Below are 23,777 nucleotides of genomic sequence, written 5' to 3'. Positions count from 1 at the left end.
AAACCGCCTGGACGCCCTGCAGGCTCAGTTTTTTCATGCGTCGTCCTCGGACGTTTTGGCTGTTAGAATCGCCAGTCGTTTTTTCAGGAGTCTGTCCCGTGATCACTTCCCGCCTGCGCACCCTGCGCGACCACATCCGTTGGGCTGTCAGCCGCTTTCATGGGGAGGATCTGTTTTTCGGCCATGGGACCGACAATGCCTGGGACGAAGCCCGTCAATTGGTACTGGGCGCGTTGCACTTGCCGTGGGAAATTGCTGACAGCTATCTGGACTGCGCGCTGGAAGACGACGAACTGGTCAACCTGCAGCGCCTGCTCAAGCGGCGCATCGAAGAGCGCGTGCCGACCGCCTACCTGCTGGGCGAAGCCTGGTTCTGTGGTCTGTCGTTCATTGTCGACGAGCGCGTGCTGATCCCGCGTTCGCCGATCGGCGAGTTGATCGAAAAACGTTTCGAACCCTGGCTGGGCGCCGAGCCTGCGCGGATTCTCGACCTGTGCACCGGTTCCGGCTGCATCGGCATTGCCTGCGCCTACGAGTTCCGCCATGCGGAAGTGGTGCTGGCCGACCTGTCGTTCGAAGCCCTCGAGGTGGCGAACCAGAACATCGAGCGCCATGGCGTCGATGAGCGGGTGTTCACGGTGCAGGGTGACGGCTTCGACGGTTTGCCGGGCCAGCGTTTCGACCTGATCGTGTCGAACCCGCCGTATGTGGATGCCGAGGACTTCGCCGATATGCCCGAGGAGTACCAGCATGAACCGGAGCTGGGCCTGGCTTGTGGCGACGATGGCCTGAACCTGGTGCGGCGCATGCTGGCCGAGGCGGCCGATCATCTGACCGAGAAGGGCCTGTTGATCGTCGAGGTCGGCAACAGCCAGGTCCACGTCGAAGCCCTGTATCCGGAAGTCGACTTCGCCTGGCTGGACTTCGAGCGCGGCGGCCATGGTGTGTTCATGCTCACCGCCGAGCAGTGCCGGCAACATCAGGCGTTGTTCAGTTCCCGGGTCTGAGCCGTGAGCGAAGCGCTACAAAAAAGCCCGCCAATCGGCGTAATGCCGATCAGTTAAGGCTTTTTGTAGGAGCGACCGGTCGACGCTCGATTGCTCGCGAAGAACTCCAGCACAGCGCGTTAAACCAGGCAGTACGCGTTATCGTTGACGTTTTTCGCGAGCAAGCTCGCTCCTACAGTCGAGCCAATCGCTTAACTGATCGGCATTAGCCAATCGGCGGGCTTTTTGTTGTCAGCGGTGGGTCGCGATCCAGATCAGCAACCCGGCCTGGAACACCGCAAAGGCCACCAGGCAGGTGATGGTAAAGCGCAGTCCGGTGTCCTCGCGCTTGTACTTGGCGACCTTTTCTTCGTGCTTGCGCAGTTTGACTTCCTGTTCTTCGAGGTTCTGCTCGGCTTGCTGCAGCATCTGCGCGGCTTCGAGGATCTCGACGAATTGCAGCTTTTCGGTGTTCCAGGTGGCCAGCAGTTCGCCGACCTGCACGTCCTTGACGCTGCCCTTGAGATGTTGGGCATCGGCATAAACCACATCGAAGCCCTGGACCCGCAGGAAATGGTCGCGACGCAGGCGCGTGGCCTCGTTCAGCGCATCCTTGTTCGCCAGTTCGAAACCGTCCACGCGGTAGTGCGGCCATTTTTTCTGCGCCCAGCCTGCCCCCTGCGCCAGCAGAAAGCGGCCGATACCGCGGTTCGCCGGCTCGATCTGCAGGTTGTCCGGCTCGAAGCGTACCCGCCGAGTCGCATGGTCGACCCAGACATCCAGGTGATTCTGCTCCTTGCGCACCCGTTGGCCCGGCAACTGGAGGGTCATGCGCAACAGGCTGCGCTCCTTGTTGCTGCGCTCGGCGTAACCGAACTCGATAAAGCGCAGGGGCCGTCCGCCGGTGGCGCGATCGGTTTGCAGCGGGGCCAGGCGAAGCATCCGGTGATGCTCGGCATGGACATCCGCCCATGGCAACGCCACGGCTTCGGGAGTGGGGTTTTCAACCTCGGTTTCGGGAGGGTTCTGGGTATCGGTCATAACGGCGAGATCCTGTCCAAGCGCTGCTTGCCGACGGCAAGTGAACGGCCGGCAAAGGCTTATCGGCCGTTTTTTTCAGGACTGGAGGGGAAAACGCGTCAACGGGCGTGAAGTCCGTCAATAAACCCGATGATGCGGCTGCCGAGCTCCGAGGCCAGGGGCAACTGCGGGTCCTTATAGGAGGCCAGTTGCCGCTTGACGTCATTGGGCACGATGCGCAGTACATGGTTCATGCCCTCGATCAGCGCCAACTGGGCGTCCGGCTTGGCGGCCTTGAGCATCCGCGCATCGTCGACGCCGACCTGGATATCGTTGCTGCCCTGGACGATCAGCGCCGGCATTTTCAGGCGGGCGAACGCGGCGGCCGGGTCTTGCTTGAACAGGGTGATCAGGTACGGCTGCACGCTGGGGCGGAAGATCACTTCCAGCGGCGGCGGCACGTCGGTGTCGACCCGGCCGGCCTTGAGGCTGTCGAGCAGTTCGTTGCTGCGCAGCATCAGCGGTGCCGGCAGGCGATAGCTCAATTGCTGGCGCAGCACCTGGTCCACCGGGCGGGCGGTGCCGGAGATGGAAATCACCGCCGCCGCATCGACCTGGGGCGCCGCCAGGGTGGCGATCAGCGCGCCTTCGCTGTGGCCGAGCATGATCAACGGGCCCAGGCGCGGGTCGGTCTTGAGTTGTTTGCCCCAGGCCACGGCGTCGGCGACGTAGGCGTCGAGGGTCAGGTTGCGTTCGTCCGGGGTGGCGGCGAGGCTGGCGGCCACACCGCGCTTGTCGTAGCGCACGCTGGCGATGTTGTGCTTGGCCAGCACCCAGGCCAGGCGCTTGAGGCTGTCGTTGCGCCCACCGTCGGGGTTGTTGCCATCGCGGTCGGTGGGGCCGGAGCCGGAGACGATCAGCACCACCGGCACCGGAGTGTCTGACTTGGGCAACAGCAGCGAGCCGTATAACTCGCCATTGCCGGTGTCCAGGCTGATGGGGCGTTGCAGCACGGCCGCCTGGACCAGGCCGGTGAACAGGGTAAGGCTCAAGAGGATAACTCGCAGCATCATCACGCCATCATGGAGAAGGTGCCGGTTGGACTTCCGGGCACGGATAAGGTTCGAGGATGAACTAGTTGGGTAGGCTGCGTATACTGGCGCGCTATTAGGTCTGTTCCCCTTTGGTGACGAGCCGCGTTGCTGGGCCAAACTGTGCGAGGCAAGGCGCGGGATGCCGCCAATGGTTGTTCCCTTGGCAAATCCCGCAACGCAGCCTCGCGCAGTTTGGCACGCAACCCGAAGGGACGGGGCCCACTTGGCGCAGGGCGGTGTTGCTCGGAGCTTATTTGGAACAACCAAATCACGCTCCTCGCGCCTTGCCCTGCGCCAAGCGGGCCGCCGTCGCGGCCTGTCACCAAAGGGGAACAGACCCTAAATCCAGATTGAGTTATTTCGGCTGATTTCACGGAGCGTCCCGCATGTCTGGCAATACCTACGGCAAGCTGTTCACTGTCACCACCGCCGGCGAAAGCCATGGTCCGGCGTTGGTCGCCATTGTCGACGGCTGCCCACCGGGTCTTGAGCTGTCGCTGGACGATCTGCAGCGCGACCTGGACCGGCGCAAGCCCGGCACCAGCCGCCACACCACCCAGCGCCAGGAAGCCGACGAAGTCGAAATCCTCTCCGGCGTGTTCGAAGGCAAGACCACCGGCTGCTCCATCGGCCTGCTGATCCGCAACACCGACCAGAAGTCCAAGGACTACTCGGCGATCAAGGATCTGTTCCGCCCGGCCCACGCCGATTACACCTACCACCACAAATACGGCATCCGCGACTACCGCGGCGGCGGTCGCAGCTCGGCGCGGGAGACCGCCATGCGCGTGGCGGCCGGGGCCATCGCCAAGAAGTACCTGGCCAGCCAGGGCATCGTGGTGCGGGGCTACATGAGCCAGCTGGGCCCGATCGAAATCCCGTTCAAGACCTGGGACTCGGTGGAAGACAACGCCTTCTTCAGTCCCGACCCGGACAAGGTGCCGGAGCTGGAAGCCTACATGGACCAGCTGCGTCGCGATCAGGACTCGGTGGGGGCGAAGATCACCGTGGTCGCCGAGGGCGTGATGCCGGGCCTGGGCGAGCCGATCTTCGACCGCCTGGACGCCGAGCTGGCCCACGCGCTGATGAGCATCAACGCGGTCAAGGGCGTGGAAATCGGCGCCGGTTTCGCCAGCGTCGCCCAGCGTGGCACCGAGCATCGCGACGAGCTGACCCCGCAAGGTTTCCTCAGCAACAACGCCGGCGGCATCCTTGGCGGGATTTCCTCCGGCCAGCCGATCGTCGCGCACCTGGCGCTCAAGCCGACCTCCAGCATCACCACCCCGGGCCGCTCGATCGACATCGATGGCAACCCGGTGGACGTCATCACCAAGGGGCGTCACGACCCATGCGTCGGCATCCGCGCCACGCCGATCGCCGAAGCCATGATGGCCATCGTGCTGATGGATCACCTGTTGCGTCATCGTGGCCAGAACGCCGACGTGCGCGTCAGCACGCCGGTGCTGGGCCAGTTGTAATGGCGTCCCTGCCAGTCGCCACGGTCTGACGGCCGTGGCGGCGCTCCCGTACTGGCGGCTCTCCAGTTTCTATCTGTTCTATTTCGCCCTGCTGGGTTCGACCGCGCCATTCCTGGCGCTGTATTTCGATCACCTGGGGTTTTCCAGCGCGCGTATTGGCGAGCTGGTGGCGATTCCCATGCTCATGCGCTGTGTGGCCCCGAATATCTGGGGCTGGCTCGGCGACTACACCGGCCGGCGCCTGGCCATTGTGCGTTTTGGCGCGATCTGCACGCTGCTGAGCTTTTCGCTGATTTTCGTCAGCAAGAGTTACGCCTGGCTGGCGATGGTCATGGCCTTGCATGCGTTCTTCTGGCACGCGGTGTTGCCGCAATTCGAAGTGATCACCCTGGCGCACCTGCAAGGCCAGACCGCTCGCTACAGCCAGATCCGCCTGTGGGGTTCGATCGGCTTCATCCTCACGGTGGTGGCGCTGGGGCGGCTGTTCGAGTGGTTGAGCCTGGACATCTACCCGGCGGCGCTGGTGCTGATCATGGCCGGCATCGTGCTCAGCAGCGCCTGGGTGCCCAACGCCCAGCCAGCGGCCCAGGGCAGTCGCCTGGCGGCCGGAGGCTTTATAGGCCAGCTGCGCAGCCCCGGCGTGCTGGCCTTCTATGCCTGCGTGGCGCTGATGCAAATGAGCCACGGTCCTTACTACACCTTCCTGACCCTGCACCTGGAACACCTGGGCTACAGCCGCGGCTTGATCGGTTTGTTGTGGGCGCTGGGGGTGGTCGCCGAAGTGCTGATGTTCCTGGCGATGAGTTGGATTCTCTCGCGCTTTTCAGTGCGCCGGGTGTTGCTGGCGAGTTTCCTGCTGGCGGCCCTGCGCTGGCTGCTGCTGGGCGCCTTTGCCGAGCACCTGTGGCTGCTACTGTTTGCCCAGGTGCTGCATGCCGCGACCTTCGGCAGCTTTCATGCCGCGGCCATTCATTTCGTGCAACGCAGCTTCGGTGATCGCCAGCAGGGCCAGGGCCAGGCCCTGTACGCGGCCCTGGCCGGCACCGGCGGCGCATTGGGCGCGCTGTATTCCGGCTACAGTTGGAATGCCCTGGGCGCGACATTGACCTTTAGTATTGCAAGCCTCGCAGCGCTGGCGGCAGCCGTTATCATTGCCACACGTATGCAAGAGGAGAGGCCATGAGCCTTAGCCGCGAACAGCTGGCACAGGACATCATCGAGGTCGGGCGCTTTCTGTATGCCCGCGGCTGGTCGCCGGCCACCAGCAGCAACTATTCCACGCGCCTGTCGCCGAGCGCGGTATTGCTCACGGTTTCGGGCAAGCACAAAGGCCAGTTGGGCCTGGATGACGTGCTGGCCACCGACCTGGCGGGCAACAGCCTGGAGCCGGGTAAAAAACCGTCGGCCGAAACCCTGCTGCACACCCAGTTGTACAGTTGGAAGCCGCAGATCGGCGCCGTGCTGCATACCCATTCGGTGAATGCCACGGTGCTGTCGCGCCTGACCGCCGAGGACTTCATCGACTTCGAGGGGTACGAGCTGCAAAAAGCCTTTGCCGGCATTGCCAGCCACGAGTTGCGGGTGCGCGTGCCGATTTTCGACAACGATCAGGACATCGCCCGGCTGGCGAGCAAGGTCCAGCCCTGGCTCGAGGCCCATGCCGATTGCGTTGGCTACCTGATTCGCGGTCATGGCCTCTATACCTGGGGCGCGCGCATGAGTGACGCGCAGCGCCAGATCGAGGCCTTCGAGTTCCTGTTCGAGTGCGAGTTGAAGACTCGCGCCCTGTTAAACCGTTAAGGCTTGCTTCGACTGAAGTAGCCACCGCCTGATGACATGCACTGCCTGACCGGCCTGGAAAGCCTGCGGGCAGTGCCGATAACGAGGAATTGCCAAGATGAGCAGCCTGTCCGTTTACCACGTATCCAGCCCGGACCTGCCGAACAAGGTGCTGACCCATTTCGACGATATCGCCGCGACCCTGGCCGAGCAGGGCGTGCGTTTCGACCGTTGGCAAGCCGCCACCAGGATCCAGCCGGGCGCCAGCCAGGAAGAAGTGATAGGCGCCTACCAGCAGCAGATCGACCGCCTGATGACCGAACGCGGCTACATCACCGTCGATGTGATCAGCCTCAATAGCGATCACCCGCAGAAGGCCGAGCTGCGCGCCAAGTTCCTCGACGAACACCGCCATACCGAGGACGAGGTGCGCTTTTTTGTCGCCGGTCGCGGCTTGTTCAGCCTGCATATCGGCGACTACGTGTACGCCGTGCTCTGCGAGAAGAACGACCTGATCTCGGTGCCGGCCGGTACCGCGCACTGGTTCGACATGGGCGAGAACCCGTACCTGGTGGCGATCCGCTTGTTCAACAACCCGCAAGGCTGGGTCGCCAACTTCACCGGTTCCGATATCGCCAGCCAGTTCCCGCTTCTGGAGGATTGAGCGGATGCCGATCAAGGCCATTCTCACCGACATCGAAGGCACCACCAGCGCGGTGAGTTTTGTCTTCGAGGTGCTGTTCCCCTACGCGGTGCAGCAACTGCCAGGCTTCGTGCGCGCGCACGCCACTCGGGCCGATGTCGCCGAGCAGTTGCAGGCGGTGCGCGAGGCCAGCGGCGAACCGGCGGCGGATATCGAGCGGGTGATCGAGATCCTCCTGGGCTGGATCGCGGAAGATCGCAAGGCCACGCCACTCAAGGCCTTGCAGGGCATGGTCTGGGAGCAGGGGTACCGGGCCGGGCAACTCAAGGGGCATGTCTACCCGGACGCGGTAGAGGCGTTGCAGCGCTGGCATCAGGCTGGTTATCGGCTGTACGTCTATTCGTCGGGCTCGATCCAGGCGCAGAAGCTGATTTTCGGTCGCTCCACTGCCGGGGACCTGGCGCCGCTGTTCAGCGGTTTTTTCGACACCACTTCGGGGCCCAAGCGCGACGTTCAGTCTTACCAACGCATTACCCAGGCCATCGGTTGTGCGCCTGGGCAGATTCTCTTTCTGTCCGATGTCGTCCAGGAGCTGGATGCGGCCAAGTCAGCCGGCCTGGCCACCTGCGGCCTGGTACGCGAAGGCGGGGAACTGGCGGGGCATGTGAATGTGGCGAGCTTCGCCGATATCGATCCGCAGCGTTTCTGAAAGCATTCAGGCCGTGTCAGCGCAAGGCTGGCACGGCCTGAATGGGGCTAGCTGTTTTCAAGCTTCCTGTTATCACCGCGAATCCGCGGCAGCGCGGATTCAAACCGAGTGATACGTCGGCAGGGCAAAACGGTTCTGGCTTTGCAGCAGGGAAATCTGCGGCAATTCGCTGGCCTGCTCGGCCAGGTCTCGACGCAACGCACTGATCACCCACGACAGCTGATCGCCCGCATGCAACTGCGCATAAGAGATCGAGCGCTTGAGCTGTTTACCTTCACTGTTACGCAGCGTCAGCAGGATGCCGCCATCGGGCCGTGGCTGAGTGGTCACTTCGTAGTTGGAGAACAGGGAAGCGAACTTTTCTTGGATCAGGCTCATGTCTATCAGCTCCATGGTTCTTGAATGGCAAACCTGAAGTGATAGGTGCAGCGACTGTGCCAGTCTCAGATTTTAAAAAAATCGTTATAAATCATGTTGTTATAAATACTCGCCATTTGCGCGACCGTGCAATTTGCATGAATGGCCATCATGCATCCTGCATTTTGCGAGATCGCAGGCGTGGGCGAGGGCCGGAGCGTGACGCTGTGACTGCCGGTTCACGTAAAAGATTCAACCGGCAAGCCCGGCCCTCAAGCGCGAGGCACCTGGCGGCGCGGGGGAGATACAAAACTTTGCAAAAACTCCGTGTACAGGCCAAGAAGCGCTGACGTATTTTTTTGCCAGCGACAGGCTGTACAGGTCAATCAGACGCTTCACCGACATGGACAGTCATGCGTCGTGATCCCTTGGGTCATGGGCGCCTGATAATAAGAAAATAGGACGTCATCCATGAACGCCATGCTCCGCATTACTGCCAATAGCGCGCCCCCTGTTGCTCCCCTGTTTGCCGTGGCGGTCCGCCTTCGGCCCCCGGCTGAATAGCCCCATCGACCTTGTCTGCCTGCCGGCCTGGCCCGTGCAGGATCCTTTTGCGTCGAACAGGAGCCGTCATGAGCACTCGTCAGCACGACATGATCACCTGGGGCATGATGCTGCGCAAATTGCCCTCCATTGCCCGGGCGCTGCCGCGGGTCATCAAGGGTATGCAGATAGCCAACGTCAAGCGGGCCGATCAGCCTTGCGGGCTGGGCTGGACCTTCGAGCAGGCCACCCGGCGCAACCCCGACGGCCCGGCGTTGCTGTACGGCGACCGGGTGTTGAGTTATGCACAGGCCAACCAGTGGGCCAACCGGATCGCCCATTACCTCGCGAGCCAGGGCATCGGCAAGGGCGACGTGGTGGCGATCTTTGTCGAGAACCGTCCCGAGTTGCTGGTGAGCGTGCTAGCGGTGGCCAAGCTCGGCGGCATCTGCGCCATGCTCAATACTGCGCAAACCGGCGGTGTGCTGGTGCACAGCGTGAACCTGGTGAAGCCGGTGGCCATGATCGTCGGCGGCGAACTGCTGGACGCCTATTCGGCGATTCGCGATCAGGTGGCCATCGACGGGGCGCGCACCTGGTTCGTCGCCGATCCGGATGTGGCACCCGGGCCAACGCCCGCCGGTTGCATCGACCTGATGACTGTCAGCGCTGCCAGCGACTCGGCCAACCCCCCGAGCACCGCGCGGATCTACCTCGACGATCCATGCTTCTATATCTACACCTCGGGCACCACCGGGCTGCCCAAGGCCGGCATTTTCAAGCACGGTCGCTGGATGCGCACCTCGGCCAGCTTCGGCATGATCGCCCTCGATATGCAGCCGGCCGACATCCTCTACTGCACCTTGCCGCTGTATCACGCCACCGGGCTGTGCGTGTGCTGGGGTTCGGCCATCAGCGGGGCCTCGGGTTTCGCCATTCGCCGCAAGTTCAGCGCCAGTCGGTTCTGGGAGGATGCCCGCCGGTTCAAGGCCACCACCATTGGCTACGTGGGCGAGCTGTGTCGTTACCTGATCGACCAGCCCGCCAACGAGCACGACCGCGACAACAGCGTGGTGAAGATGGTTGGCAACGGCCTGCGTCCCGGCGTGTGGGGGGCGTTCAAGCAGCGTTTTGGCGTTGGGCATATCTGTGAGTTGTATGCCGCCAGCGACGGCAATATCGGCTTTACCAACGTGCTCAACTTCGACAATACCGTGGGCTTTTCCCTGGCGCCCTGGGCGCTGGTGGAGTACGCCCACGACACCTGCGCGCCGATCCGCAACGGTTCCGGCTTCATGCAGAAGGTCGCTCGGGGCGGGCAGGGCCTGCTATTGGCGAAGATCGATGAGAAGGCGCCGCTGGACGGCTACACCGAGCCGGAAAAGAACCTGAAGGTGATCCTCACCGATGTGTTCGAGAAGGGCGACCGTTACTTCAATACCGGCGACCTGCTGCGCGATATCGGTTTTGGCCATGCGCAGTTCATCGACCGCCTGGGCGATACCTATCGCTGGAAGGGCGAAAACGTCTCCACCACCGAGGTGGAGAACATCCTCCTGCGACATCCGCAGGTCGCCGAGGCGGTGGCCTATGGCGTGGAGGTGCACAACACCAACGGTCGCGCCGGGATGGCGGCGATCACCCCGGCCGAGTCCCTGGCGACCCTGGATTTCACCGAGCTGCTGCAGTTCGCCCGCGAGCATCTGCCGGGCTACGCGGTGCCGCTGTTCCTGCGGGTCAAGGTGAAGATGGAGACCACCGGCACCTTCAAGTACCAGAAGACCCGGCTCAAGGAAGAAGCCTTCGACCCGTCGAAGACCGGCGGCGATCCGGTATACGCCTGGCTGCCGGGATCGGCGACCTACGTCCAGGTGACGGAGGCGGTCCTGGCGGACATTTGTGCCGGCCGGCACCGTTATTGATTCTGGCTATGGTCGTTCTTGAGAAAAAAGGGATGACAGGGCAGGAGCCGCTTGGGGACACTAGCAGCTTTCCGATTGGCCGAAAGTGGAGTTCCCGATGTCAGACAAAAGCCGCCAGATGACCGCAGAAGAAGCCGCCGAGTTTACCGAGCAGGTCTTCAACGTCGCCCGTCAAGGCGACGCCCAGATGCTCGACAAGCTGGCGAGCAACGGTCTGCCGGTCAACCTGCGCAATCACAAGGGCGACACCCTGCTGATGCTGGCCAGCTACTACGGGCATGTGGACGCGGTGCAGGTTCTGCTCAAGCACAAGGCCGACCCCGAGATCCGTAACGACAATGGCCAGAGCCCGATCGCCGGCGCGGCCTTCAAGGGCGACCTGGCGGTGGTCAAGGCGTTGGTGGAAGGTGGTGCCGAGGTGGAAGGTTCGTCCTTCGACGGGCGTACCGCGTTGATGATGGCGGCGATGTTCAACCGCACGGAAATCGTCGACTACCTGATCGGCAAGGGCGCCAACCCGCGAGCCACCGACGCCAACGGCGTGAGTGCTCTGGACGCGGCCAAGACCATGGGCGCCGTCGACACCACCGCGCAGTTGCAGAAGTTGCTGGGCTGAGCTGAATGGCGCATGCCGCCGGGCCAAGGCCTTGGTCGCGGCGGTAGGTTCGCGGGGCGGGTTTAGGCTATCCTGCGCGCCCGCCATTGACCCGTAACAGGATTCGCCCATGAAAACCGTCCTCGCCGAACTCATCACTAAAATCAGCTCCGGCTGCATGGGCGAAGAAGAAATCCTGCGGATCGCCGACGAGGCCGCCCAGGCCTACGCCGATCCCCAGGCCTTCCTGGCCGCCAATCCGGACATCAACTACGACGACAGCTTCCCGATCCCGCTGGGCGAATGGGTAGTGGTCGGCAGCCTGCCGGACACCGTGCTGTTCCAGGCCGACACCTACATGGACCTGTTCGCGCAGATCGTCGCGTCTTTCGGCCCGGGCGTGGCGTTCAACATCAAGCCCAAGCAACTGGCCAAGACCGAGGCCCTGACTGCGCTCAACCGCATCCAGATCCAGATGGGCAGCATGAACCCGGAAAACGGCGGTTATGTGCTGATGAACTTCAGCCAGTTGCTGGACGACGAGCTGCAAGTGGTGCTGGTCTACGGCAACGATGTGCCGCGTGTGCTGGAGCTGTGCGCCGAAGCCGGTATCGCCGCCGCACCGTCCCTGGAAGCGCTCAAGGTTGCGGTTCACGTCTGAGCGGCCGAGCACACAGGCCTGACCGCGCAGGGAATAAAAAGGAACCCCGGCGCTGGCCGGCTATCCTAAGTGGGCAAGCCCTCACTTAGGAGCGACACCATGGGTTCCACCTTCAATACGCTGGTCGGCCTGATCATCCTCGCGCTGGACATCTGGGCGATCATCAATGTGCTTAAAAGCAGTGCCGAAACCGGGATGAAAATCCTCTGGGTGCTGCTGATCATCCTGTTGCCGGTTCTGGGCCTGATCATCTGGGCGATTGCCGGGCCGCGCGGCAACATACGGCTCTGAAGGCTGGCGCTGCGCCAGGCCCTTTTTTATGTGACCAAATATGCGCTGCACGAAATTTTCACAAAGTCTCCATGACAATTCGCCAGCGCTGTTTTTCCGCTGCACCCTGTGCGAACTCCGGTTGCGATCCCTGACTCCAGGCTATTGCCGGCCGGGTGAGGGCGCCTGCCAGTAATCAATGGCAATGCCGCTGCTGATCGTGCAACATTTGCGCACCGCGCCATCCCCCCAGCCCTGAATGGCTACAAAAGGACACAGCGCAACTGCATTTTTTCGCAACTTCAACTTCCATTGGGTCCTAAAACGATATGGCAAACCCGGACGCCCTGAGTCAGCAGCGAGCCTCGAGTCGCCTGCTGCAACCGACCGTCAAATCGCACCTGGCTTATACGCTGCTCTGCGCGCTGGCCATGATGGTCATGCTGTCCTTGCTGCGCGTGGCGCTGCTGGTCTACAACCGCGAGATGATCCTCGACACACCGGCCTCGACCTTCCTTGAAGCCTTCGCCAACGGCCTGCGCTTCGACGTGCGCCTGGTGGTCTACCTCAGCATCCCGCTGCTTTTGGCCCTGTTCAGTGCCCGGGCCATGGCGGCTCGCGGTTTCTTCCGCTTCTGGCTGACCATCGTTTCGAGCATCGCGCTGTTTCTCGGCCTGATGGAGATGGACTTCTACCGCGAGTTCCACCAGCGCCTCAATGGCCTGGTCTTCCAGTATGTGAAGGAAGACCCGAAGACCGTGATGAGCATGCTCTGGTACGGCTTCCCGGTAGTTCGCTACCTGCTGGCCTGGGCGCTCGGCACCTGGTTGCTGAGCCTGGCGTTCAAGGGCGCCGACCGCGCGACCCGGCCACGCGGCCCGTTCAGCGGCGGCAGCATCGGCACCCGGCAAGTTGCCCCGTGGTACGCCCGTATCGGCGTATTCGTGGTCTGCCTGCTGGTCTGCGTAGTCGCCGCCCGCGGCACCTTGCGCCAGGGGCCACCACTGCGCTGGGGTGACGTCTACACCACCGAATCGAACTTCGCCAACCAGCTGGGCCTCAACGGCACGCTGTCGCTGGTCGAAGCGGCCAAGAGCCGGATGGGCGAAGACCGCAGCAATATCTGGAAAGCCACCTTGCCGCAGCCCGAGGCGCAGCAAGTGGTGCGCGACCTGCTGGTGATGCCGGACGACAAACTGGTGGACGCCGATATCGCCGCCGTGCGCCGCGACTACACGCCACCGGCCGACAAGACCCTGCCGATCAAGAACGTGGTCGTGATTCTGATGGAAAGCATGGCCGGTCACTCGGTGGGTGCCCTGGGCGCTCCGGGCAACATCACCCCGTACCTGGACCAACTGTCCAAGGAAGGCCTGCTGTTCGACCGTTTCTTCTCCAACGGCACCCATACCCACCAGGGCATGTTCGCCACCATGGCCTGCTTCCCCAACCTGCCGGGTTTCGAATACCTGATGCAGACCCCGGAAGGCAGCCACAAGCTGTCCGGCCTGCCGCAGGTGCTGAGCGCCCGCAAGTATGACGACGTGTACGTCTACAACGGCGATTTCGCCTGGGACAACCAGTCGGGCTTCTTCAGCAACCAGGGCATGACCAACTTCGTCGGTCGCAACGACTTCGTTAATCCGGTGTTTTCCGATCCGACCTGGGGCGTGTCCGACCAGGACATGTTCAACCGTGGCCTGGAAGAGTTGAAGGCGCGGGAAAACGGCAAGCCGTTCTATGCCCTGCTGCAGACCCTGTCCAACCACACCCCGTACGCCTTGCCGACGCCGTTGCCGGTGGAGAAGGTGACCGACCGTGGCAGCCTGAACGAACACCTGACCGCCATGCGTTATTCCGACTGGGCCCTGGGCCAGTTCTTCGAGAAGGCGCGCAAGGAGCCCTACTTCAAGGAGACGCTGTTCGTGATCGTGGGTGACCATGGTTTCGGCAATGAGCGCCAGATCACCGAAATGGACCTGGGCCGCTTCAACGTGCCGATGCTGATGATCGCCCCGGGCATCCAGGAAAAATTCGGCCAGCGCAACCACACCGTGGGCACCCAGGTCGATATCGTGCCGACCATCATGGGCCGCCTGGGTGGCGAAGTGCGTCACCAGTGCTGGGGCCGCGACCTGCTCAACCTGCCGCAAGGCGATACCGGGTTTGGCGTGATCAAGCCGTCGGGCAGCGAGCAGACCACCGCTATCGTCACCGCCGACCAGATCCTGGTACTGCCTCGTGAGAAGGAAATGGCGCCGAAGATCTACCAGTACGAACTGGGCGCCAATCCCCATGCCGAAGTCGTGCCGGACGCACCGCGTACCGCCGAGTTGAAGCACAAGCTCGAAGCCTTCCTGCAAACCGCTACCAAGAGCTTGCTGGATAACACCGCGGGCGTGGTGCACGGCACGCCGGACTGATTCATCGCGCCGTCTCGTCCTGAAATAGGTGTAGGCCTTATTCAGGACGGGACACATTTATGAAAAAGAGGTCCTCGGGCATCCCCGGACCTCTTTTTTTTCGACGGTTGGACAGTCCCGGGCATCGAGCGACCGATGCCTATATCCGGCCCAGTAACACGAGAATCAGCAACACCACCAGGACCACGCCGATGATGCCGGATGGGCCATAACCCCAGCTTCTGGAATGCGGGAACACTGGAAGACCACCGATCAGCAGAAGAATCAGAATAATGATCAGGATTGTGTCCATGTCGTTGTCCTTATTGGAGGATCGAAGGCGCGGCTGGATGTGAAGGCAACTGATCCGCACCGCTTAATCATTCCGACTCTGGGCTTTTCAGGATGATTCCAAGTTTTTAATGTTGTTGGCGCGCAGGACTATTTCTTTTCGTACCTGCTGCCGGTGGCCATCGAGTTGAACTTGCAACACCGCGCAAAGTTGTACCGAGGCCCCGGTTTGCCTGGGGCATTCAGCAATCTGATGGTGCGTGGGCGGCACAAAATCCTTCGCTACACTCGCCTCATCTTCCTCGGAACAACAAGGCAACTCCTATGCAAAATCGCATGATGATCACTGGCGCCGGATCCGGCCTGGGTCGCGAAATCGCTCTGCGCTGGGCGCGCGAAGGCTGGCAGTTGGCCTTGTCGGATGTCAGCGAACCCGGCCTGCAGGAAACCCTCAGGCTGGTGCGCGAAGCCGGCGGCGATGGCTTCGTGCAACGTTGCGACGTGCGTGACTACAGCCAGCTGACGGCCTTCGCCCAGGCCTGCGAGGTCAAGCTCGGCGGCATCGATGCGATCGTCAATAACGCCGGCGTGGCCTCTGGTGGCTTCTTCAGCGAGTTGTCCCTGGAGGACTGGGACTGGCAGATCGCGATCAACCTGATGGGGGTGGTCAAGGGTTGCAAGGCGTTCCTGCCGCTGCTGGAAAAGAGCAAGGGCCGGATCATCAACATCGCCTCGATGGCGGCCTTGATGCAGGGCCCGGCCATGAGCAACTACAACGTGGCCAAGGCCGGCGTGGTGGCCCTCTCCGAAAGCCTGCTGATCGAGCTGGCCCAGCAGGAAATCGGCGTGCACGTGGTATGCCCGTCGTTCTTCCAGACCAACCTGCTGGATTCGTTCCGCGGCCCGACCCCGGCGATGAAGGCCCAGGTCGGCAAGCTGCTGGAAAGCTCGCCGATCAGCGCGGCGGATATCGCCGACTACATCTACACCCAGGTCGCCGCCGGCGAATTCATGATCCTGCCCCACGAACAGGGGCGCATGGCCTGGGCCCTGAAGCAGAAGAACCCACAGCTGCTGTACGACGAAATGACCCTCATGGCCGACAAGATGCGCGCCAAGGCCAAGCAAAACGCCAGCTGAGCTTGCCGCTGACCCTGTGCGTCGTTAGGGTTGCCAGCATCTGGCATCCCTGACGAGACTTTGCATGCTCAATTACCTGTGGTTCTTCCTCGCCGCGCTGTTCGAGATCGCCGGCTGCTACGCCTTCTGGATGTGGCTGCGCCAGGGCAAAAGCGCCTGGTGGATGGTCCCGGCGCTGGCGAGCCTGATGCTCTTTGCCCTGTTGCTGACCAAGATCGAAGCGAGCTACGCCGGCCGCGCCTATGCGGCGTACGGCGGGATCTACATCATCGCCTCGATCGGCTGGCTGGGCGTGGTGGAGCGAGTGCGGCCGCTGAGCTCGGACTGGCTCGGGGTGGCGCTGTGCGTGATCGGCGCGAGCATCATTCTGTTCGGGCCGCGCTTTACCAACGGTTGAGGCGCTGGCCGGGCTTTGGGCGCCGCCATGGCGCCCGATCCCGGCCAGGGATCAGTCGAACAATTGCTTGGGCACGTCGTGCTTGAGCATCAACTGGCACTGCTCGCTGTCCGGGTCGAACACGATCACCGCCTGGCCCTTGGTCAGCGCCTGGCGCACGCGCAGGACGCGGGTTTCCAGCGGGGTGTCATCGCCATTGTCGGTGCCGTCGCGGGTGACGAAGTCTTCGATCAGGCGGGTCAGGGTGTCGACTTCCAGTTGGTCATGGGGGATCAGCATAGGGGCCTCCGGCAAACAATCCCGGATCCTACTGCGCCGGGCCCCGCGCGGCTAGGCAAACCTCGCGCGGTGCCCGGCTTTTCACTTCAGTGCTTATCACCTCAGGACTTTTGCCCCACCAGGCTGTCCACCGACGGCACCCGGGTGTCGCTTTCCATTTGCGTGTCGTGCTCCAGCTGATGGCTGAAGCGGTCCAGGGATCCCTGGGCCGGCTGTGCGTCGCTGGCGAACACCGGCGGGCTGAGAATATAGGCGCCCAACAGGCGACTGAGGGCCGCCAGGCTGTCGATATGGGTGCGTTCGTAGCCGTGGGTGGCGTCGCAACCGAAGGCCAGCAGGGCGGTGCGGATGTCGTGGCCGGCGGTGACCGCCGAATGGGCATCGCTGAAGTAGTAGCGGAACAGGTCGCGGCGTACCGGCAGCTCGTGTTCCGTGGCCAGGCGCAGCAGGTGCCGCGACAGGTGATAGTCGTAAGGCCCGCCGGAGTCCTGCATCGCCACGCTTACCGCGTGCTCGCTGGAATGCTGGCCAGGGGCGACCGGGGCGATATCGATGCCGACGAATTCGCTGACATCCCAGGGCAGGGCCGCCGCTGCGCCGCTGCCGGTTTCTTCGGTGATGGTGAACAGCGGATGGCAGTCGATCATCAGCGGCTCGCCGCTGTCGACTATGGCCTTGAGCGCGGCCAGCAACGCGGCGACCCCGGCCTTGTCGTCGAGGTGGCGGGCGCTGATATGGCCGCTTTCGGTGAATTCCGGCAAGGGGTCGAACGCGACGAAATCGCCGACACCGATGCCCAGCGACTCGCAGTCGGCGCGGGTGGTGCAGTAGGCGTCCAGGCGCAATTCGATGTGGTCCCAGCTGATGGGCATCTCGTCCACCGCGGTGTTGAAGGCGTGCCCGGAGGCCATCAGCGGCAACACGCTGCCGCGCACTACGCCGTTGTCGGTGAACAGGCTGACCCGGCTGCCCTCGGCGAAACGGCTGGACCAGCAGCCCACCGGGGCCAGGGCCAGGCGGCCGTTGTCTTTCACCGCGCGCACGCTGGCGCCGATGGTGTCCAGGTGCGCCGAGACGGCGCGGTCCGGGCTGTTCTTCTGGCCCTTGAGGGTGGCGCGAATGGTCCCGCGGCGGGTCAGCTCGAAAGGAATGCCCAGTTCCTCCAGGCGCTCGGCCACGTAACGCACGATGGTGTCGGTGAAGCCGGTGGGGCTGGGAATGGCGAGCATTTCCAGGAGGACTTTCTGCAGGTAGTTGAGGTCCGGTTCGGGAATCGATCGGGTCATGGAAACTCCTGATGATGAAAAGGCCATCGATGGTTTCGATGATGGTTTCGATGAACAAGGCGTCGGGCGCTCGCGCCCACAGTGCGTTTCTGTGGGAGCGAGGCTTGCCCGCGATAAGGCCGGTACTGTCGGCCCATGACGGTCAGATCGCCGGCTGACTGTGGGGAAACAACAGGTCGACGAACCGCTCGGCTGTCGGCTGCGGCTCATGGTTGGCCAGGCCGGCGCGCTCGTTGGCTTCGATGAACACGTACTGCGGCTGGTCGGCCGCCGGCACCATCAGGTCGAGGCCGACCATGGGGATATCCAGCGCCCGCGCCGCACGGATCGCGGCGTCCACCAGATGCGGATGGAGAATCGCGGTGACATCCTCCAGGGTGCCGCCGGTATGCAGGTTGGCGGTGCGCCGCACGAACAGCCGTTCGCCGGCCGCTAGGATGCTGTCGTAGCCATGTCCGGCGGCCTGCAGGGTGCGCAGGGTCTCGTGGTCCAGGGGGATCTTGCTTTCGCCGCCGGTGGCGGCCTGGCGGCGCCGGCTTTGCGCCTCGATCAGTTGCCTGATGGAATGCTGGCCGTCACCGATGACTTCGGCCGGCCGGCGAATGGCCGCGGCGACCACCTCGAAGCCGATCACCAGGATGCGCAGGTCCAGGCCCTGGTGGAAGCTTTCGAGCAACACCCGGCTGTCGAATTGCCGGGCGTTGTCGATCGCCTGTTGCAGCTCTTCGATGGTGCGCAGATCCACGGCCACCCCCTGGCCTTGTTCCCCGTCGAGTGGCTTGGCCACCACCCGCTCATGCTCGTCGAGAAACGCCAGGTTGTCGTCGGCGTTGCCCGCGAGTTGTTGCGCCGGCAGGTTCAGCCCGGCCTGTTTCAGCACCTTGTGGGTCAGGCTCTTGTCCTGGCACAGGCTCATGCTGATGGCGCTGGTCAGGTCGCTGAGGGACTCGCGGCAGCGCACCCGACGGCCGCCATGGCTGAGGGTGAACATCCCGGCTTCGGCGTCGTCGACCTGCACGTCGATGCCGCGACGATGGGCTTCCTCGACGATGATCCGCGCATAAGGGTTGAACGCCGCCTCGGGCCCGGGACCGAGGAACAGCGGTTGGTTGATGCCGTTCTTGCGCTTGATGGCGAAGGTGGACAGGGGGCGAAAACCCAGCTTGGCGTAGAGGCTCTTGGCCTGGCGATTGTTGTGCAGCACCGACAGGTCGAGGTAGCTCAGGCCGCGGCTCATGAAGTGTTCGATCAGGTGCCGGACCAGCACTTCGCCGACCCCCGGGCGGGTGCAATGCGGGTCCACCGCCAGGCACCACAGGCTGCTGCCGTGTTCCGGATCATGGAAGGCCTTCTGGTGATCCAGGCCCATGACGCTGCCGATCACCGCGCCGCTGTCTTCGTCTTCGGCCAGCCAGTACACCGGCCCGCCGGCATGGCGCGGGGTCAGCAGGCTCGGGTCGACCGGCAGCATGTTGCGGGCCAGGTACAGCTGGTTGATGGCCTGCCAGTGCGCCGCGCTCTGTGCCCGGCGGATGCGGAAGCCGCGAAACACCCGGGTGGCCTGGCGATAGTCGCTGAACCACAGGCGCAGGGTGTCCGACGGATCGAGGAACAACTGGGTCGGTTCCAGGCCGAGAATCTGCTGCGGCGCGGCGACATACAGGGCGATGTCGCGTTCGCCGGGGTGTTCGTTGAGCAGCTCCTCGGCCAGGCTCGTCGGGTCGGGAAAGGTATGGCCGATCAGCAGCCGGCCCCAGCCGCAGTGCACGGCGATGGGGTCGGTGCCGAGGGCGCTGCGGTCTTCGGCGAAACGCGCCTGCAAGCGCTCGTAGGAGGGCGCCTGACCGCGCAGCAGGCGTTGGCTGTAAGTCGTGGTGTAGGGTTTCATGGGTCAGATTCCTTGTTCGCTGAGCCATAGGTTCAGCGCGGCCAGTTGCCACAGCTTGGAGCCGCGCAACGGCGTCAGCTGGCCTTGTGGATCGGTCAGCAGGCGGTCGAGCATCGCGGGGTTGAACAGGCCACGGTCCTGGCTCGGGTCGAGCAGCAGCTCCCGCACCCAGTCCAGGGTGTCGCCCTGCAGGTGCTTGAGGCCGGGCACCGGGAAGTAGCCTTTCTGGCGGTCGATCACTGCGCTGGGGATCACCAGGCGCGCGGCTTCCTTGAGCACCTGTTTGCCGCCATCGGGCAGCTTGAATTTGCCCGGCACTCGTGCCGATAGCTCCACCAGCCGGTAGTCGAGGAACGGCGTGCGCGCCTCCAGGCCCCAGGCCATGGTCATGTTGTCCACCCGCTTGACCGGGTCGTCGACCAGCATCACCGTGCTGTCCAGGCGCAGGGCCTTATCCACAGGCGCGGTGGCGCCGGGCTGGGCGAAGTGTTCACGGACGAAATCGCCGGCGGCGTCGTTGGCGGTCAGCCACTGCGGCTGCACGGTGGCCGCGTAGTCGTCGTAGCTGCGGTCGAAGAACGCCTCGCGGTAGGCCGTGTAAGGGTCGCTGGCACCATCCACCTGCGGGTACCAGTGGTAACCGGCGAACAGCTCGTCGGCGCCCTGGCCGCTCTGCACCACCTTGCAATGTTTGGCGACTTCCCGCGACAGCAGGTAGAAGGCGATGCAGTCGTGGCTGACCATGGGTTCGCTCATGGCGCGGAACGCCGCCGGCAGCTGTTCGATGATCTCGCGCTCGTCGATGCGCAACTGATGATGATCGGTGCCGTAGTGCCGGGCGATCAGGTCCGAATACTGGAACTCGTCGCCGCGTTCGCCCCCGGCATCCTGGAAGCCGATGGAGAAGGTCGCCAGGTTATCCACACCGACTTCGCGCAACAGGCCGACCAGCAGGCTCGAGTCGACGCCGCCGGACAGCAGCACGCCGACATCCACCGCCGCCCGTTGGCGGATCGCCACGGCTTCGCGAGTGCTGTCGAGTACGCGGTCGCGCCAGTCTTCCAGGCTCAGCCCGGTTTCATCGGCGTGCGGGCCGTAGGGCAAGGTCCACCAGGTTTGCTGCTCGGTGCGGCCGTTGGCGTCGATGCGCATCCAGGTGGCCGGCGGCAGTTTCTCGATGCCCGCCAGCAGGGTGCGCGGCGCTGGCACCACGGCATGGAAATTCAGGTAATGGTTGAGCGCCACCGGGTCGAGCAGCGGGTTGATGTCGCCGCCCTTGAGCAACGCCGGCAAGGTCGAAGCGAAACGCAGGCGCTGGGCAGTGCGCGACAGGTACAGCGGCTTGACGCCCAGCCGGTCGCGGGCGATGAACAGGCGCTTGGCGTCGCGCTCCCAGATGGCGAAGGCGAACATGCCATTGAGCCGCGGCAGCAGCTCGGCGCCCCAGGCGTGATAACCCTTGAGCAATACCTCGGTGTCGCCGCCGGAGTAAAAGGCGTAGCCCAGGCTTTCCAGCTCGGCGCGCAGTTCGGGGAAGTTGTAGATCGCGCCGTTGAAGGCCAGGGACAGGCCCAGTTGGTTGTCGATCATCGGCTGGGCCGAGCCGTCCGACAGGTCCATGATCTTCAGGCGTCGGTGGCCCAGGGTTATCGGGCCCTGGCTATGAAAGCCCCAAGCGTCGGGGCCACGCGGGGCGAGGTGGTGGGTGATTCGTTCAACCGCTGCCAGATCGGCGGGTTGATGATCAAAACGTAGTTCTCCAGCTAATCCGCACATAAGTCCTTACCGGTTTTTCCGTTGGGGAGGGGGGAATCGCGACCGGCCAGAAACGGCAGGTACCCGGAAACTGACCCAGGTGAAACCCTGGAGTTTTAGACCGATGGGTTATAAACGGCGGGACGCTAGTGCGTTGCGGGCCGAGGTAAAGGCCTTGATCTGCCTGGAGTTTTGCCGCGCGGGCAGGGCCCGTGGGCGTTTGCGCGGCGATGGCGAAGCGATGCCAGGGCGGCTGGCATCGCGGTTTGCTTTCATGGCTTGCCGCGAATCAACCGACGCAAGGCAAAACGATTGGGGTGACAGGCTTCGGCCACGCTGCGGGGCAGGGGCAGCGGTTCGTTGTCCAGCCAGGCGGCCAGCAACTCGCCCGACAGCGGCGCGGTGATCAGCCCGCGTGAGCCATGGCCGCTGTTGATGTACAGGCCGTCGAGCCAGGGGCAGGGCAGGTCCGGGACCTGGCGCGCATCCTTGCCCAGCACCGCGTAGACCTCGGCGAATGCCGCCTGGTCCGCCAGGGGACCGACGATCGGCAGGTAGTCCGGGCTGGTGCAACGGAAGGCGGCCCGTCCTTCGAGGGTTTCCGCTTGCAGCCGGTCGGCTTCCAGGCGTTCCACCAGATCCTGGGAGATCTCTTCGAGCATCTGCAGGTTGCCCGCGTGCTCGGCGGCGGTGGGCGTCAGGTCTTCGCTCTTGAAGTCGAAACTGGCGCCCAGGGTGTGTTCGCCCAGGCGCGCGGGGGCGACATAACCCTCGGCGCAGACCACCGTGGCCAGGCCCTGGCTGCGCGCGGTCTGCGGCAGGCGGGTGATCTGCCCGCGGATGCGCTTGAGCGGCAGCTCGGCGCTGGCCGGGAAGAGCTTGATCTCGGCGGCGCCGGCGAGGATCACCACCTCGGCACTGGCCAGCCGCCGCTCGCCGTCCCAGGCCTGCCACTGGCCATCGACCCGGCGCAATTCCAGCACATCATGATGGGGCAGCAGGCGAATCCGTGGATGCGCGGCTTGCCACTGGCACAGGGCCGGCGGATGCACCCAGCCGCCTTCCGGGTAGAACAGCCCGCCGTGGGCCAGGCCGATGCCGGCCAGGGCCTGGGCCTGGGGTTGCTCCAGATGATGCAGCAGGTCCGACGGGAAGGCGGCCGCCAACTGCGCCTGGCGCTCGGCTTCCTTGGCGTTGAAGGCCAGTTGCAGCACGCCGCAGCTGTCCCAGTCGAGACCCCGTTGCAACTGTTCGAGCAGGCGCCGGGTGTAGCCGAAACCACTGAGGATCATCTGCGACAGGGCGGTGCCGTGGGCCGAGAGTTTCAGGTACAGCACGCCCTGGGGATTGCCCGAGGCTTCCTGGGCCAGTTGCCCGTGGCGCTCCAGCAGGCTGACCCGCCAGCCCCGCGCGGCGAGGCTGGCGGCGCTGGCGCAACCGGCCAGGCCGGCGCCGATCACCAGGGCGTGTTTCTCCTGGATCCGTTGAGTCGGGCGGGCGAACCAGGGCTTGCTGGCGGCAGGCAGCGGCGTGTCTTCGGGCCAGCCGAGAAACTCGCCGCGCAGCACTTCCCACTTGTGGCCGATGCCCGGGGTGCGTTTCATCTTGAAGCCCGCGGCATTCAGCAAACGGCGCACCCAGCCGGTGCTGGTGAAGGTGCTGATGCTCGAGCCCGGAGCGGCCAGGCGCGCCAGTTCGGCGAACAGCTCGGCGGTCCACATCTCGGGGTTTTTCGCCGGGGCGAAACCATCGAGGAACCAGGCGTCGACCTGCCCGTCGAGTTGCGGCAACTGCGCCAGGGCATCGCCGATCAGCAGGGTCAGGGTGACGCGGCCTTCGTCCAGTACCAGGCGTTGAAAACCCTGATGCACGGCGACATAGGCGCGCAACAGGCGCTCGGCCAACGGCCCCAGCTCCGGCCACAGGGCCAGGGCGCGTTGCAGGTCGGCCGGTGTCAGCGGGTATTTTTCCACGCTGATGAAATGCAGGCGCGCGCTGGGGTCGGCCTGTTGCTCGAACAACTGCCAGGCGCAGAGGAAATTCAGGCCAGTGCCGAAGCCGGTTTCGCCGATGACGAAGCGGCCATTGGGCGGCAACGCGGCAAAACGCTCGCGCAGGCGATTCTGTTCGAGAAACACATGGCGGGTTTCATCCAGGCCCGAATCGGTGGAGAAATACACATCGTCGAAAACCCGCGAACGCGGGCGGCCTTGGTCGTCCCAGTCGAGCTGGGCATGGGACTGGGTGTGGGACAGTTCAGCGGTCATGTTCGGCTCGGTAAC

The 23,777-nt window shown here is 63.9% G+C and carries 23 protein-coding genes; 14 read left to right on the top strand and 9 right to left on the bottom strand.

Annotated features, from left to right (window positions below; all coding sequences use genetic code 11):
• The first annotated feature begins 98 nt into the window (after positions 1-98).
• Positions 99-1,007: a 50S ribosomal protein L3 N(5)-glutamine methyltransferase gene (gene prmB / locus IF690_RS21265; protein WP_023966445.1), complete on the top strand. Its 909-nt coding sequence runs from the start codon at positions 99-101 to the stop codon at positions 1,005-1,007.
• A gap of 231 nt (positions 1,008-1,238) precedes the next feature.
• Here the strand turns inward: prmB and IF690_RS21260 are convergent, their stop codons facing one another.
• Both IF690_RS21260 and IF690_RS21255 read right to left on the bottom strand, forming a co-directional pair.
• Entirely contained in the window at positions 1,239-2,027 is a 789-nt protein-coding gene (locus IF690_RS21260) for a hypothetical protein (protein WP_202697265.1), read from the bottom strand.
• A 98-nt stretch (positions 2,028-2,125) separates the two neighbouring features.
• Positions 2,126-3,079 (bottom strand): alpha/beta hydrolase, encoded by a 954-nt coding sequence (locus IF690_RS21255; RefSeq protein ID WP_252189504.1) that lies wholly within the window; start codon positions 3,077-3,079, stop codon positions 2,126-2,128.
• Positions 3,080-3,486: 407 nt separating this feature from the next.
• Between IF690_RS21255 and aroC the strand changes: the two genes are divergently transcribed.
• The 5 genes from aroC to mtnC all read left to right on the top strand — a co-directional run bounded on the left by aroC (position 3,487) and on the right by mtnC (position 7,709).
• Positions 3,487-4,578 (top strand): chorismate synthase, encoded by a 1,092-nt coding sequence (gene aroC / locus IF690_RS21250; protein WP_007932265.1) that lies wholly within the window; start codon positions 3,487-3,489, stop codon positions 4,576-4,578.
• A 34-nt stretch (positions 4,579-4,612) separates the two neighbouring features.
• Positions 4,613-5,761: an MFS transporter gene (locus IF690_RS21245; RefSeq protein ID WP_023966439.1), complete on the top strand. Its 1,149-nt coding sequence runs from the start codon at positions 4,613-4,615 to the stop codon at positions 5,759-5,761.
• On the top strand, positions 5,758-6,378 hold the full coding sequence (locus IF690_RS21240; protein ID WP_202697264.1) for a methylthioribulose 1-phosphate dehydratase: 621 nt from the start codon (positions 5,758-5,760) through the stop codon (positions 6,376-6,378). The genes IF690_RS21245 and IF690_RS21240 overlap by 4 nt, the downstream gene beginning before the upstream one ends.
• Positions 6,379-6,475: 97 nt before the next feature.
• On the top strand, positions 6,476-7,021 hold the full coding sequence (locus IF690_RS21235) for a 1,2-dihydroxy-3-keto-5-methylthiopentene dioxygenase (RefSeq protein WP_202697263.1): 546 nt from the start codon (positions 6,476-6,478) through the stop codon (positions 7,019-7,021).
• A 4-nt stretch (positions 7,022-7,025) separates the two neighbouring features.
• Entirely contained in the window at positions 7,026-7,709 is a 684-nt protein-coding gene (mtnC, locus tag IF690_RS21230; RefSeq protein ID WP_202697262.1) for an acireductone synthase, read from the top strand.
• Positions 7,710-7,808: 99 nt separating this feature from the next.
• Here the strand turns inward: mtnC and IF690_RS21225 are convergent, their stop codons facing one another.
• Positions 7,809-8,087 (bottom strand): DUF3509 domain-containing protein, encoded by a 279-nt coding sequence (locus IF690_RS21225; protein ID WP_025805576.1) that lies wholly within the window; start codon positions 8,085-8,087, stop codon positions 7,809-7,811.
• 611 nt (positions 8,088-8,698) lie between these two features.
• On the opposite strand from IF690_RS21225, the gene IF690_RS21220 reads away from it, so the two are divergent.
• From IF690_RS21220 to IF690_RS21200, 5 genes are all read left to right on the top strand, one after another.
• Positions 8,699-10,531 carry a long-chain-acyl-CoA synthetase gene (locus IF690_RS21220; RefSeq protein ID WP_202697260.1) on the top strand — a complete coding sequence of 611 codons (1,833 nt, stop codon included), beginning with the start codon at positions 8,699-8,701 and terminating at the stop codon, positions 10,529-10,531.
• 97 nt (positions 10,532-10,628) lie between these two features.
• Positions 10,629-11,147 (top strand): ankyrin repeat domain-containing protein, encoded by a 519-nt coding sequence (locus tag IF690_RS21215; protein ID WP_202697259.1) that lies wholly within the window; start codon positions 10,629-10,631, stop codon positions 11,145-11,147.
• Positions 11,148-11,256: 109 nt separating this feature from the next.
• Complete coding sequence (locus IF690_RS21210) at positions 11,257-11,787, top strand: hypothetical protein (RefSeq protein WP_009045036.1); 531 nt, start codon at positions 11,257-11,259, stop codon at positions 11,785-11,787.
• Between the two features lie 99 nt (positions 11,788-11,886).
• Positions 11,887-12,078, top strand: a complete 192-nt coding sequence (locus IF690_RS21205) for a PLDc N-terminal domain-containing protein (protein WP_202697258.1) — start codon at positions 11,887-11,889, stop codon at positions 12,076-12,078.
• A 308-nt stretch (positions 12,079-12,386) separates the two neighbouring features.
• The gene (locus IF690_RS21200) at positions 12,387-14,480 is read left to right on the top strand and encodes an LTA synthase family protein (protein WP_202697257.1); all 2,094 of its coding nucleotides are present in this window, start codon (positions 12,387-12,389) and stop codon (positions 14,478-14,480) included.
• A gap of 139 nt (positions 14,481-14,619) precedes the next feature.
• Here IF690_RS21200 and IF690_RS21195 read toward each other — a convergent pair whose 3' ends face one another.
• Positions 14,620-14,772 carry a DUF3309 family protein gene (locus IF690_RS21195; protein WP_202697256.1) on the bottom strand — a complete coding sequence of 51 codons (153 nt, stop codon included), beginning with the start codon at positions 14,770-14,772 and terminating at the stop codon, positions 14,620-14,622.
• A 302-nt stretch (positions 14,773-15,074) separates the two neighbouring features.
• Here IF690_RS21195 and IF690_RS21190 point away from each other — a divergent pair, with 302 nt between their 5' ends.
• Complete coding sequence (locus tag IF690_RS21190; protein ID WP_202697255.1) at positions 15,075-15,890, top strand: SDR family oxidoreductase; 816 nt, start codon at positions 15,075-15,077, stop codon at positions 15,888-15,890.
• Between the two features lie 64 nt (positions 15,891-15,954).
• Positions 15,955-16,287, top strand: a complete 333-nt coding sequence (locus IF690_RS21185; protein WP_023966421.1) for a YnfA family protein — start codon at positions 15,955-15,957, stop codon at positions 16,285-16,287.
• Between the two features lie 51 nt (positions 16,288-16,338).
• On the opposite strand, the gene IF690_RS21180 is transcribed toward IF690_RS21185, so the two are convergent.
• Positions 16,339-16,566 (bottom strand): YheU family protein, encoded by a 228-nt coding sequence (locus tag IF690_RS21180; protein ID WP_023966419.1) that lies wholly within the window; start codon positions 16,564-16,566, stop codon positions 16,339-16,341.
• A gap of 101 nt (positions 16,567-16,667) precedes the next feature.
• Entirely contained in the window at positions 16,668-17,852 is a 1,185-nt protein-coding gene (locus tag IF690_RS21175; protein ID WP_202697254.1) for an osmoprotectant NAGGN system M42 family peptidase, read from the bottom strand.
• Between IF690_RS21175 and IF690_RS21170 the strand changes: the two genes are divergently transcribed.
• Complete coding sequence (locus tag IF690_RS21170; RefSeq protein WP_202697253.1) at positions 17,851-17,991, top strand: hypothetical protein; 141 nt, start codon at positions 17,851-17,853, stop codon at positions 17,989-17,991. The two genes, IF690_RS21175 and IF690_RS21170, sit on opposite strands and share 2 nt — an antisense overlap.
• 3 nt (positions 17,992-17,994) lie before the next feature.
• Here the strand turns inward: IF690_RS21170 and ngg are convergent, their stop codons facing one another.
• The 3 genes from ngg to mnmC form a co-directional block, all read right to left on the bottom strand.
• Complete coding sequence (gene ngg / locus IF690_RS21165) at positions 17,995-19,740, bottom strand: N-acetylglutaminylglutamine synthetase (protein WP_202697251.1); 1,746 nt, start codon at positions 19,738-19,740, stop codon at positions 17,995-17,997.
• A 3-nt stretch (positions 19,741-19,743) separates the two neighbouring features.
• Positions 19,744-21,516, bottom strand: a complete 1,773-nt coding sequence (locus tag IF690_RS21160) for an N-acetylglutaminylglutamine amidotransferase (RefSeq protein WP_202697249.1) — start codon at positions 21,514-21,516, stop codon at positions 19,744-19,746.
• Positions 21,517-21,767: 251 nt separating this feature from the next.
• Positions 21,768-23,762 (bottom strand): bifunctional tRNA (5-methylaminomethyl-2-thiouridine)(34)-methyltransferase MnmC2/FAD-dependent 5-carboxymethylaminomethyl-2-thiouridine(34) oxidoreductase MnmC1, encoded by a 1,995-nt coding sequence (mnmC, locus tag IF690_RS21155; protein WP_202697247.1) that lies wholly within the window; start codon positions 23,760-23,762, stop codon positions 21,768-21,770.
• Positions 23,763-23,777: the final 15 nt, after the last annotated feature.

Origin of the sequence: Pseudomonas sp. SK3(2021), from assembly GCF_016772375.1 — a bacterium.
In the GTDB taxonomy this organism is placed as follows: domain Bacteria; phylum Pseudomonadota; class Gammaproteobacteria; order Pseudomonadales; family Pseudomonadaceae; genus Aquipseudomonas; species Aquipseudomonas chlororaphis_I.
This window is presented reverse-complemented; position numbering and strand designations above follow the sequence as displayed.